The organism is Allobosea sp. 01N443, from assembly GCF_056399325.1.
This window is the reverse complement of sequence record NZ_JBFTRC010000101.1, coordinates 20,971-32,992: the sequence shown is the minus strand read 5'-3', so window position 1 is coordinate 32,992 and position 12,022 is coordinate 20,971. Positions and strand designations below refer to the sequence as shown.

General features: G+C 64.7%; 12 protein-coding genes. 4 read left to right on the top strand and 8 right to left on the bottom strand.

Annotated elements, in window-relative coordinates:
* The coding region (locus AC1DRP_RS22360; protein ID WP_476769581.1) for an aminotransferase class I/II-fold pyridoxal phosphate-dependent enzyme at positions 1–754 on the bottom strand (754 nt) is incomplete at its 3' end.
* 236 nt (positions 755–990) lie between these two features.
* Between AC1DRP_RS22360 and AC1DRP_RS22355 the strand changes: the two genes are divergently transcribed.
* From AC1DRP_RS22355 to AC1DRP_RS22340, 4 genes are read left to right on the top strand one after another with little or no spacing between them, the layout of a single operon-like run.
* On the top strand, positions 991–2,085 hold the full coding sequence (locus AC1DRP_RS22355) for an ABC transporter substrate-binding protein (RefSeq protein ID WP_476769580.1): 1,095 nt from the start codon (positions 991–993) through the stop codon (positions 2,083–2,085).
* A gap of 27 nt (positions 2,086–2,112) precedes the next feature.
* Positions 2,113–2,982 carry an ABC transporter ATP-binding protein gene (locus AC1DRP_RS22350; RefSeq protein WP_476769579.1) on the top strand — a complete coding sequence of 290 codons (870 nt, stop codon included), beginning with the start codon at positions 2,113–2,115 and terminating at the stop codon, positions 2,980–2,982.
* Between the two features lie 8 nt (positions 2,983–2,990).
* Positions 2,991–3,821, top strand: a complete 831-nt coding sequence (locus AC1DRP_RS22345; protein ID WP_476769578.1) for an ABC transporter permease — start codon at positions 2,991–2,993, stop codon at positions 3,819–3,821.
* 34 nt (positions 3,822–3,855) lie between these two features.
* Positions 3,856–4,548: a GntR family transcriptional regulator gene (locus AC1DRP_RS22340; protein ID WP_476769577.1), complete on the top strand. Its 693-nt coding sequence runs from the start codon at positions 3,856–3,858 to the stop codon at positions 4,546–4,548.
* A gap of 538 nt (positions 4,549–5,086) precedes the next feature.
* Here the strand turns inward: AC1DRP_RS22340 and AC1DRP_RS22335 are convergent.
* The 7 genes from AC1DRP_RS22335 to AC1DRP_RS22305 are packed head-to-tail and all read right to left on the bottom strand — an operon-like array spanning position 5,087 to position 11,888.
* The gene (locus tag AC1DRP_RS22335; RefSeq protein WP_476769576.1) at positions 5,087–6,115 is read right to left on the bottom strand and encodes an alpha/beta fold hydrolase; all 1,029 of its coding nucleotides are present in this window, start codon (positions 6,113–6,115) and stop codon (positions 5,087–5,089) included.
* Between the two features lie 6 nt (positions 6,116–6,121).
* Positions 6,122–6,823: an ABC transporter ATP-binding protein gene (locus tag AC1DRP_RS22330; RefSeq protein ID WP_476769575.1), complete on the bottom strand. Its 702-nt coding sequence runs from the start codon at positions 6,821–6,823 to the stop codon at positions 6,122–6,124.
* Positions 6,820–7,581, bottom strand: a complete 762-nt coding sequence (locus tag AC1DRP_RS22325) for an ABC transporter ATP-binding protein (RefSeq protein WP_476769574.1) — start codon at positions 7,579–7,581, stop codon at positions 6,820–6,822. The genes AC1DRP_RS22330 and AC1DRP_RS22325 overlap by 4 nt, the downstream gene beginning before the upstream one ends.
* Entirely contained in the window at positions 7,578–8,462 is an 885-nt protein-coding gene (locus tag AC1DRP_RS22320; RefSeq protein ID WP_476769573.1) for a branched-chain amino acid ABC transporter permease, read from the bottom strand. Before AC1DRP_RS22320 ends, AC1DRP_RS22325 begins: the two co-directional genes overlap by 4 nt.
* Position 8,463: 1 nt before the next feature.
* Positions 8,464–9,342 carry a branched-chain amino acid ABC transporter permease gene (locus AC1DRP_RS22315; RefSeq protein WP_476769572.1) on the bottom strand — a complete coding sequence of 293 codons (879 nt, stop codon included), beginning with the start codon at positions 9,340–9,342 and terminating at the stop codon, positions 8,464–8,466.
* Positions 9,343–9,395: 53 nt separating this feature from the next.
* Positions 9,396–10,613, bottom strand: coding sequence for an ABC transporter substrate-binding protein (locus AC1DRP_RS22310; RefSeq protein ID WP_476769571.1), 1,218 nt, complete (start codon positions 10,611–10,613; stop codon positions 9,396–9,398).
* A gap of 42 nt (positions 10,614–10,655) precedes the next feature.
* Positions 10,656–11,888: a metal-dependent hydrolase family protein gene (locus tag AC1DRP_RS22305; protein WP_476769570.1), complete on the bottom strand. Its 1,233-nt coding sequence runs from the start codon at positions 11,886–11,888 to the stop codon at positions 10,656–10,658.
* Between the last annotated feature and the right edge of the window lie 134 nt (positions 11,889–12,022).

Genomic DNA, 12,022 nt, shown 5'->3' with positions numbered 1-12,022 from the left:
GGGACGGGATGTTCGAGCCGAGATTGTTCGGCGGCGCCGCCGAGAGCTTCTCGATGATGTCGGGATGGGCGACGACGGCGCCGACGCGCATGCCGGCCAGGCCCAGCCATTTCGAGAAGCTGTAGATGGTCAGCGTTCGCTCGGGATAGCGCGTCGCCGCCAGCGTGTGCTCATGCGCGAAATGGCGATAGGTGCAGTCGTGGATGAGGTAGGCCCCGGCCTCGCGCGCGGCCGCCACGATGCCGTCGATCTCGGCCGCCGTGCAGGCCGAGCCGAGCGGGTTGTTCGGATCGACGATGTAGATGACCTTGGTCTTCGGCGTGATTGCCGCCTTCAGCCGCTCCGGCGCGAGGCGATAGCCGTATTCCTCGCCATAGATCGGAATCTGCGTGACCTTCGCACCGACGGCCCGCGCAAAGGCCATCGGCCAGTTCCAGGTCGGGTCGGTGGTGATGAACTCATCTCCCGGCCCGAGCAGGCTGTGGCAGACATGGTAGAGCGAGGCGACCGCGCCGTCGGAGACAAGCGCGGACTGCCCGTCCAGGCCGAGATCGGCGACGATGCCGTGGCGCAGCTCCTCAAGCCCCGCCGGCGGCGCGTAGATGTGGAACTCCTCGTCGCGGATGCACTTCTCCATCGCCGCCAGCACGGCGGAATGCGGCGTCGCGTGATTGGTGTTCTGCCCCATCCAGCGCAGGCCGGCCGTGTTCACGAGCCGGTCGAAATGGGCATTGCGAACCTCGTAGGATTTCATGACATCTCCGTGCCGTGTCGCCATTCTGGTATAATGAAACGAGCATTCCGGTGCATTATGGCGAGTCGTTGCACAAAATTCGCATGCAGAACAGCCTAAAATTGTGACTTGCTGGCAAAAACGTATGCAGGATTGAATTTTCGGCATAATGGCGCTTGCGTCCAGCCGGGATCACGGTGATGCTTGTGCCAGCGCCGCCGAACGGCTGGCTCGCGATGGATCGAAGGGAGACTTGGATGCTTGTTTCACGTCGCAGCGCCCTCAGGGGCTTCGGTGCCGCAGCAGCAGCGGCGGCAACGGGCTCATTCGCCATGCCTGCGGTCTCGCAGGGCCTGAAGAAGGTTTCCTTCACGACTTCCTGGATCCCGGAGGGGCCGAACCTTTTCGCCTATGTCGCGCGCGACAAGGGCTTGTGGAAGCGCCATGGCCTCGACGTCTCGGTGGCGCGCGGCTCGGGCTCAGGAGCGGCGGCGCAGTCGGTCAGCGCCGGCACCTTCGATTTCGGCATGGCGGCCACGCCGACGGTGATCGTGCAGGCGGCGAAGAAGCTGCCGATTACCTGCATAGGCCAAATCAACTATGACGCGCTGATGGGGGTCGGCGTCCTGTCCGGCTCGCCGATCCGCGCGCCGAAGGATCTCGAGGGTAAGAAGCTGGGCGCGAGCGTGACCTCCGGCGAATATCCGTTCCTACCGCTCTATGCCGAGAAGGCCGGCATCGATCTCAAGAAGCTCCAGATCCTGCAGGTCGACGGCAAGGTGCGCGAGCGCACGCTGGTCGAGAAGCAGGTCGATGCGGTCTCCGCCTTCGCTACCAGCACTGTGCCGTCGCTGGCTCCCCTGGGCACGGATGTCCGCTTCATGCTTTTCTCGGCGGTCGGCATCGAGTTCTACGGCCAATCCCTGACGACCCAGCCGGCCCGCCTCCAGCAGGACCGCGCGCTTTGCGAAGCCTTCGTCCAGGGCGCAATGGAGGCCATCCAGTTCACGATGACCAATTTCGACGAAGCCGTGGACATCTTCCTCAAGGCCAATAGCGAGGTCGCGATCTCCTCGACCGGGAAGGAGTATGCGCGCATCGGGCTCGGGCTGACGAACCTCACCAATCTCGTGCCCGAGGTGAAGCAGAACGGTTTCGGCTGGGCCGACCCGGCCAAGGTCGCCACGATGGCCGATCTCGTGATGAAATATGCGGCGGGCGAAGGCTCCGTAAAGCCGGATGTCGGCACCCTGTTCACCAACGACTTCGTCGGCAAGATCAAGCTTTCACCCGCAGAGCTGGCGATCGCGGAGAAGAGCGCCGCGCCGTTCCGTAGATATGTCGGCTCCTGACCGGCGCAGCGAACGAGGCGACCACTGATGCTGAGTTTGGCACCCAAGGCGGAGCTTACCGTGGCCGAGACACCTCTCGTTTCGGCAACGGATGTCCAGAAGACCTATTTCACGCGGCAGTCGCCGATCCATGCCGTCGCCTCCGCATCTCTCGACGTGGCGAGAGGCGAATTCGTGTCGCTGCTCGGCCCGTCGGGCTGCGGAAAGTCGACGCTGCTGATGATGATCGCCGGGCTGGAGCGGCCGACGGCGGGCTCCATCATGCTTGCCGGCGAGCCAGTCGCGGCGCCGCGCCGCGACATCGGCATCATCTTCCAGGACGCGACCCTGCTACCGTGGAAGAGCACACTGGAGAACGTGCTCTTCCCGATCCGCATCCTGCGCCTGCCGATCGAGAAATACACCGACCGGGCACACAGCCTGCTCAAGATGGTCGGCCTTGCCGGCTTCGAGCACAAGAAACCAGGCGAACTCTCGGGCGGCATGCGCCAGCGCGTCGCGATTTGCCGGGCGCTGATCCACGATCCAGAGATCCTGCTGATGGACGAGCCGTTCAGCGCGCTCGACGCCATCACCCGCGACCAGATGAATGTCGCGCTGTCAGAGATTCTCGAAACTTACCGCAAGACAGTGATCTTCGTGACCCATTCGATCCGCGAGGCCGCATTCCTCTCCGACCGGGTGGTGGTGATGGGCGGACGACCGTCGACGATCATCCTCGACATGAAGATGCCCTTCCCGCGGCCGCGTCGGTTCGAGATCGAGGAAACCCAGGAATTCGCGCAGGTCTGCCGGAGATTGCGCCTGACCATCGAGGCCGCGCACGGCCATGGCGAGATTTCCGTCAAGCCAGATCACGGCAAGGCGACCGCCGCCGCCGTCAGCATCATCGAGTGAGGTCCAGCATGGCAAAGGCCACCATCGGCACCGAGACCGGTGCCGCCCTCCCGGCTTCCGGAGCCGGCCGATTTCAGGGCGCCGCCGGCCTGAGCAGCATCGTTCTGCCGCTTGGCCTGGCCTTCGTCGTGCTGGCGGCCTGGCAGCTTTACGTCACGATCTGGGAGGTCCCCTCGGTCATCCTGCCGTCCCCGGTCTCGATCGCGAAATACATCGTTGCGCGCTACGATATCCTGCTGATGCATGCGGTGCCGACGACGCTGGAATCCGCTGCCGGCTTCCTGCTCGCACTCCTGCTCGGCATCGCGCTCGCCATCCTCATCACCTATTCGGATATGGCGCGCGAGGCGCTCTATCCGAACCTGATCTTCTTCCAGCTCATCCCGAAGATCGCGCTCGCGCCGCTCTTCATCATCTGGCTCGGGGTCGGCTCGCAGTCGCGCATCGCGTTTTCGGTGTTCATCGCCTTCTTCCCCGTGGTCATCGCGACGACCGCCGGCTTCCTGAGCGTGGACCGGGGCATCCTGAGGCTGTGCCGCTCGCTGACCGCCACGGAATGGCAGGTCTTCACCAGCGTACGGTTCCCGATGGCCCTGCCCCATATCTTCAGCGGCATGAAGATCGCGATCACGCTGGCCATCATCGGCGTGATCATCGGCGAGTTCATCACAGCACAGGCGGGCCTGGGCTATCTCATCATCTTCGCGACGGCTCGCGCCGATACGGAGGTGTCGATGGCCGCCATCGTCGTGCTTTGCATCTGCGGCCTGCTCCTCTATGGGCTTGTGGCACTCGCGGAGGTGGTCGCGAACAGATTTTATTCGGCAGACAGCCGGTGAGGCGCTGAGCGTGATGGCGCGAGTGAACGGATCGATGACGCCGGAAGAGCCTGAATCGCTTTCGGCCGGAGTGGTCACCCGTCTTGAGGAAGAGATCCTCAAGGGGATTCGGCGGCCAGGCGACAAGCTGGACGAGCGCCAGCTCGCCGAGCAGTTCGGGATGTCGCGCACGCCGGTGCGCGAGGCACTACAGCGTCTGGCCGCCAGCGGCCTCGTGGTGTCGCGCGGGCGCCAGGGGCTACAGGTCTCGCAGATGTCGCTGGCCGACCTCCTCGACGCGTTCGGGGTCGTGGCCGAGCTGGAGGCGTTCGCCTCCTCCCAGGCCGCCCGTCGTATCCAGCCGGAACAGCGGGCGCGTCTCCAGGCGGCGCACCGGGCCTGCGCCGAAGCTGCCGGGTCCGAGGATGCGGAGGCCTTCTATGCGGCCAATCTCGATTTCCACGAGCTGATCGCCGCCGCGAGCCATAACCGCATCCTTCAAGATGAGCTGCGGCGGCTGACGCTCAAGATCTCACCCTACCGCCGCACCATCACTTACCAGCCCGGACGGATGCACTCGTCCATCCCCGAGCATGAGCGCGTGATGGAGGCGATCCTGCGGGGCGACGGCGTCCAGGCGGCGCAGATGATGCGCTCGCATGTGACCCTGCTCGGCGAAGGATTGTCAGACCTGCTGCATTTCCTGCGCACCTCCGGGCAGCACGGGCTGCTGACGGAGATGTCATAATGTCCGCCACCCCACACGCCGCAGCCCTCTCACCCTTTGGCTGAATTGCGCCACAAACGCCCGTCGCTCTTCCGGGCAACATGCGTCAGTTGCAGACATTTAAAAACTGCCGGAAACCAGACATCCGCGATTGGCCAACGAGTGTCCGATGATGACCATCTCGGACTTCGAAGCCAGTTGGTATCAGAGCCAACTTCCTTTCCAACGCGACTGCCGAGACTTGGGCGGCCAAACGTTTGAAACGAAGGCGCAGCTCGAAATCCCGTTGACGAGAGCGTCCCCGGGGCGGGGCGAGTTGGGAAGGGAGGCGCTCGACGCTTCCCTTCCCATGTCCTCAGAACCCGTCGACGTCGATGACGCTGCGGCCGGTTGTGACCGATCCTACTCTAGCCACGATCCTGCGCTTCTCGCAGGGCACGGACGCGGGCGCCGATATGCCGCCTTCTGTCTGCTCGGCGCGCTGAGGGGCTCGTCGCCACCGGTCTGTGGATGCAGGTCATCCCGCGGTCTAGCGCCACCTTGAGACCACGCGGCGTCTTCAATCGCCGAGGAACTTGCGCAGCGCGGCGTCGATGAATGCCGCGTCCTTCGGATTCTGCCCGGGCACGTTCACCCTGTGCCCCCATTTCGTGGGGATCGGCAGTAGCGTCGCGCTTCGCATCGCCTCAACTTCGGCGCGGCTGTCTTCGACCGGAAAATAAAGATCCGAGGCACTCGGCATGACGAGTGCGCGAGCCGAGATCGCCTTTAGAGCATCGTTCAGATTACCCCTGAAAGTCGGGCCCGTGCTGATGTCGGCCTGTTGCCAGGTGCGGATCATTGCGACGAGATCGTTGGCGTCGCGCCGGCTGAAACGCTCGTCCCAATCGCGGACCAGAAAATCCTCCAAGGAGGCGTATCCGAGCGTCCGGTAGGTCTCCTCGCGATAGAAGGTTTGTGAGAACGCCCAACCGGCATAGACTCGGCCCATCGAGCGGAAGCCAACTGTCGGGCACTCGGTGAATATGTCGCCTCGCCAGGCGGGATCGCCGGTTAGCGCCGCCTTGACGCCCTCGAGGAAGACGAAATTGTGCGGGGACGTCCGCGCCGATCCGCAGATCGGCGCGATGCGCTCGACCATGTCTGGAAACAGCGCTCCCCAGTGATAGGCAGCCTGCGCACCCATCGAGAAGCCGACGGCGAGCGCTACCCGGCGGATGCCGAGGATCTCGGTCAGCAGTCGATGCTGGGCGATGACATTGTCCTGCATGGTCGCATGCGGAAAGGAGGCGGGCCCTTGCGCGTGATTGCTCGGCGAGGAAGACAGGCCGCTGCCGAACAGGTTGATCATAACGATCGTATAGCGCTGCGGGTCGAGCGCCTGCTCTGGGCCGACCAGCCATTCGAGATCGCTGTGATGCGTTCCGAACGAGGTCGGATAGACGATCGCCGGTCGGCCAGAATCCAGCTCGCCGAAGACCTTGTATGCGAGTTGCGCGTTCTCAAGGACGCCGCCGCCATGAAGCGGCAGCTCTCCGAGCGCGGCGAGCCTGTAATCCGCTCCCGCAGGAGCCTGCACATGTCGCATCGACCGTCAGGCCCGGCCGAGATAATAGCGCGCCATCTGTTCGTCGGCGAGCAGCGCCTTGGCTGCGCCGGTGAGCACGATCCGGCCGCTGTCGAGGATATAGCCTCGGTCACTGATCTCGAGGCTCTGGCGCGCTCGCTGCTCGACGACGAGCGCCGCGATCCCGAGCTCCGGTAGCCCACGGATCAGGCCCAGCACCTGCTCTACCAGCGCGTGAGAGAGCGCCGCGGTCGGCTCGTCCAGCAGGATCATCTTCGGGCGCGGCATCAGCGCACGGGCGAAGGCGAGCTGTTGGCGCTCGCCGCCAGAGAGCGAGCCGGCCTGGGCGCGCCGACGCTCTGCGAGCGCAGGGAACAGATCGAACATCTCGCGGATTCGTACGCCACGGTCCTTTACATGCTCGACGACCTGCAGGTTCTCGGTGACCGTCAGCGGCCCAAAGACGTTGGCCACCTGCGGAACGTAGCTGATGCCGCATTTGATCCTGTCCTCGGCCTTCATGGCGAGGAGATCATGCTCGCCGAAGCGGATCACGCCGTTGCAGCGCGGCGCCAGCCCCATGATCGCCTTGACCAGCGTCGACTTGCCGGCGCCGTTGGTTCCCGCGATCGTGACGATTTCCCCGGCATCCACCGTCAGGTTCATCTGCTTGATGATGTCGACCTCGCCATAGCCGGCCGATACGTCCTCGACGGTCAAAAGCCTCATGCCACGACTCCGCCCATATAGGCTTCCTGGACCATCTTGTCCTCGAGGACTTCGTCCGGCTTGCCGTCGGCTAGCAGCCGGCCGCGATCCATGACCAGCATGCGTTGCACGAGCCGCGCCAGCGAGGACAGGTTGTGCTCGACGATAAGGAAGCCGACGCCGCGGGCATTCGCCTCGGCGATGCGCTCGGAGATCTCGTCGATCAGCACCGGGTTGACGCCCGCGAAAGGCTCGTCGAGCAGGATGAACTTCGGCTCCATCATCAGCGCGCGCCCGAGTTCGAGCAGCTTGCGCTGGCCGCCTGAAAGCCGGCCCGCAGGCTGCGACGCCACGGCGCCTAGCTTCAGGAATTCGATTACGCCGTCGACGCGTTCGAAGATCGAGCGTTCCTGCTCGCGCACCGCAGCGCCGCGGAAGAAGGGCGCGAAGACACCTTCGCCGACTTGGTCCTGGGCGCCGACGGCGAGGTTTTCCCTGACGGTGAGGTGCGAGAAGGGTCGGGGGACCTGGAAGGTTCGCGCCAGACCTAACTGGGCGCGCTTCTCGGCGCTGAACCCGCCGAGCGCGGTTCCGGCGAAGGTGATCTCCCCGGCATTAGCCTCCTGGAAGCCGCTGATCACTGCGAAAAGCGTGCTCTTGCCCGCGCCATTAGGGCCGATGATGCCGTTGAGGCTGTCTAGCCGCACGGAGAACGACATCGCATTGACGACGTCGAGCCCGCCCAGCCGCTTTCTGACGTTTTTGAGGGTGAGCGTCATGTGCGGCTGCGATCGGCAATGAGCCCCTGGGGGCGGTAGAGCATGAACAGGATCAGCGCGAGGCCGATCACGGCGAGGCGCAGGCTCGCCATCTGCACCTCAGTGACAATCGGCACGACGTCGCGCAGGAAGCGCGAACCCTCGAGGAAGACCAGCAGAATGGCCGAGCCGGCGATCGCGCCCGAAAGCGTGCCGGCACCGCCCATGATCATCGCGATCCAGACATAGAAGGTGATGATCGGCAGGAACTGGTCCGGCGAGATATAGGTGACGTAATGGGCGTAGAAGGCGCCGGCGAGGCCGGCGAGGCCGCCGCCCAGCATCAGCACCTTGACCTTCATGCTGGCCGGGTCCTTGCCGACTGAGCGCACCGCATCCTCGTCGTCGCGGACGGCGCGGATAAGCCGGCCGAATGGGCTGCCGGTGAGCTTGCGGATCGCCAGCACAGCAACGAGGAGACCTCCTATGACCAGCGCGAGATAGGCGAGGTCGGCCTTGCCGTAGCCGAGGCCGGCGAAGGGCCGCGGAATCCCCGCCAGCCCGCGTGTGCCGTTGGTCAGCCATTCCTCGCTGATGATGACGAGGCGGACAATCTCCGAGAAGCTCAGCGTGACGATGGCGAGATAGTCCGCTCTCAACCTGAGGCAGAGGATGCCAAGCGGATAGGCCATGACGGCTGCGGCGACGGTGCCGGCTACGACACCGAGCGTGATCGGATAGCCGGCGACAGCAAATAGCGCCGAGGTATAGGCGCCGACCGCGAAGAAGGCGACATGACCGAAATTGATCATGCCCGTATAGCCGTAATGCAGGTTCAGCCCGAGCGTCAGAAGTCCGTAGATGCTGGTCATGATGCCGATGGCGATCAGATAGGACATCATCTCAGCGCACCCGCTCCGCCTGGCCGAACAGGCCCTGCGGCCTAATGATGAGGACTGCGATCAGCGCCACAAAGGAGAGTGCGATCTTGTAGGTGAAGCCGACGAGTGGCGTCGACAGCTCTTGCACAATGCCGAGGCCGATCGCGGCGAGGACGGCGCCGACCGGGCTGCCGATGCCGCCGAGGATCGCCGCAGCGAAGGCCGGCAGCAGCAGGTCCCAGCCCAATTCCGGCGTCACCACCGTCTTGATGCCGACCATGATACCGGCGATGGCGCTGAGCAGCCCAACGATCGCCCAGAGCGTGATCATCACCTGGCCGGATCGGATGCCGCTTGCGCGCGCGAGGTTGCTGTCGGCGGCGACGGCGCGCATGCGCCGGCCCAGCGGCGTCAGGAAGAGCAGCGCAAAGACCCCGACCAGGACGGTCGCGGAAACACTAGCCAGCCAAATATCGATAGGCAGGATGCGCACGCCTGAGAGGTTGATGCCGCGCATGATCGGCACCCTGAAGACGTACTGATCGAAGCCGAGGAACAGGGTCAGCGTGCTGCGCAGGAAGAAGGCAATGCCGATGGAAGCGATGAGCGAGGTGACCAGAGGCCGGTCCGCGAGCTTCCGGAACACCAGCGAGTAGGAAGCCACGCTCAGAGCTACCGTCACGAGCATCGCGGCGATACTGCCGACGAGCAACGAGCCGGCCGCCGCAGCCTRCACGATCACCGCCGTATAGGCGCCGAGCGTCATGATGTCGCCGGTTGCGGCGTTCGGAAAGCGCGCCACCGCGAAGGACAGGGAGATAGCCAGCGCGGCAAGCGCGATAATCATGCCCTGCACGGCGCCGGACACGACGAGGTTGAGGTAATCGGCGAGGTTGGACATCGAGCTTTCCAAAATCCGGGCCGGGCGTACTGGACGCCCCGACCCGGCGTGTCTCACTTCAGGACGTAGCGCTTGGCGTACTTGCCCTTGTCGATCGAGAACACCGCGAAATCGGCGACCGCGTTGCCTTCCTCGTCGAAGTCGAGGCGGCCCGACGCGCCTTCGTAGTTGATCTTCTGGCCGGCCTTCAGCGCCTTCTGGCCCTCGGCGAAGCTGCTCACCTTCTGGCCGTTCGGATTGGCGACCTCGCGGATCGCCTTGGCGATGGCGAGGTTGTCGGCGGCGGCGCCGGCTTTCTCGATCGCCAGAGCGAGTGTGATCACCATGTCGTACGACTGCGCCGCGAAGACGTTGTCCTCGCCGGTGGAGCCCAGCGCCTTCTTGTACTCCTCGCTGTAACGCTTGAAGGCAGCGCCCTCGATGTCGGGAACAGACTCGTAGACGAGCACGCCCTCCGACACCTCCGGACCGAGCGCCGAGATCAGCTGTGGGCCGGCGGCCCAGCCCGGGATCAGGAACTTCGCGGTCGCGCCGAGCTCATAGGCCTCGCGAAGGATGATGCTGGTGTCCGGCAGATAGCCCGAGAGCACCACGACGTCGGGATTGGAGGCGAGTGCCTTCTGCAGCTCCGAACGATAGCTGGTGCGGCGCGGCTCATAGACCACCGACGCGAGCACTTTGCCGCCGGAAGCCTCCCAGAACGTCCGGAAGAAGCCGACATTGCCGGTGGCGGCATCGTTGTTGAACGCCATGATAGCCGGCTTCTTGAAGCCTTCCTTGGCGACCGCAGCGGCCATGGCCTGGCCGTTGTACTTGCTGCCCGACTGATAGCCCCAGCCCAGCAGGCGCTCGTTCTGCGAGAACAGCTGCGGCGCCGACGAGGTGTGCATGAAGATCGTGTTCGACGACTTCGTCAGCGGCTGGATTGCGAGCGAGACGCTGGACGACCAAGTGCCGAGGATCGCATTGACCTTGTTGACCTCGATCAGCTTCTTGGCCGCGAGCACCGCGGGCTCTGGCGAGGTCTGGTCATCCTCGGCGAAGACCTCGAGCTTGCGCCCGGCGGCTCCGCCCGCCGCGTTGACCTCGGCCGCCGCGGCGATGATGCTCTTCTGCATCCCAGAGCCATATGTGTTGCCGGCGCCCGTGACCGGATTGAGCGCGCCGAGACGGTATGCCTCCTGGCTGAAGGCCGAGGTAATTCCGGCCAGCAGCAGCGTGCCGAAGCCGATCGCCGCGAGGCCCATTCGCCGTCTGTTGATCGAAGTCATATCCATGATCTCCCCTGTTTATCGCGATGCGAGACGTGTCGGCTAAAGCTCGTTCTTGACGAAGCGGCCGCCCTGGACGATGGCGCGCAGATGCTCTCCCTGGCCCTGCAGCAGGCCGAGATCGTCCAGCGGGTTRCCATCGACGACGAGTAGGTCGGCGTAGGCTCCGGGCGCGACGACGCCGAGCTGGCCGGCCATTCCGATGAGTTCGGCGCCCGTCTCGGTGGCACTACGGATCACCTCGGCGGCGCTCAGTACGGCGCCGCGGATCCGGAATTCATCCGACTGGTAGCGATGCAGATCGCCGAGCAGGTCGGTACCATAGGCCATCTTCACGCCGGCCGCCTTCGCGATCTCCAGCGACCGCGTGCCGACATCGAGCACCTTCGCGAGTTTCTCCAACCCGACCTCGGAGAAGCCGAGCGCGCGACCTTCCCGCGCTAGCGCCTCATAGGTCACCAACGTCGGCACCATGAAGGCGCCGCGCTCGGCCATCAGCGCGGCCGTCTCCTCGTCGATCAGATTGGCGTGCTCGATGCTGCGCACGCCGGCCCGGACGCAGCGCGCGATCGCATCGGCCGTGTAGGTGTGCGCCATCACATAGGTGCGGGCACGACGCGCCTCGTCGACAAAGGCCTCCAACTCCTCTTCCGAATATTGCAGGAAGTCGATCGGGTCCGCCATCGAGGCGACGCCGCCCGAGGCCATAATCTTGATGTGGTCCGCGCCGAGCCTGATCTCGTCGCGCGCGGCGCGTCTGACCTCCGGCACGCCATCGGCGATGCGGCCGATGCCGTTGAAGAGATGGTCGAGCGAGCCGGGGTCCGGCTGATCGATCTGGGGACGGAAGTCACCATGACCACCCGTCTGGCTGATCGCCCGGCCGCAGATGAAGAGCCGGGGGCCGACGAACAGGCCCTGCTCGACGGCGAGCTTGAGCCCACGATCGGCCCCGCCCGCATCACGCACGGTCGTGAAGCCACGCATGAGCATGTCGCGCATGATGCGCGAGGCTCCGGCCGTGACCAGCGAGACCGGGAGCTGACGCGTCGGGGCGAGATTTAGCTGCACGGCGGTGACGTGGGCGTGGCAGTCGATCATGCCCGGCATCAGCACGCGACCGCCCAGGTCGATGGTTTCGCCATCGCCGTCGCTGGGCGGGCGGTCGCTGATCTCGACGATGCGCTCCCCCTGGATCGACACGCAGATATCGGATCTCAGCTGCCCCATACGGACATCGAGCATGCGGAGATTGGTCAGGTGCTGGCGGCTCAACCGATCCTCACAGATTTAACGCGGCCCCGGCTCCCCATCGCATTCTCGTGAACCGGAGAAGGTTCTTGTGCGATGAGGGTAACCTAGGCAAATAGGTATGAGGGCTGATTAAGGTTGGCGATGACGGGGCTGTC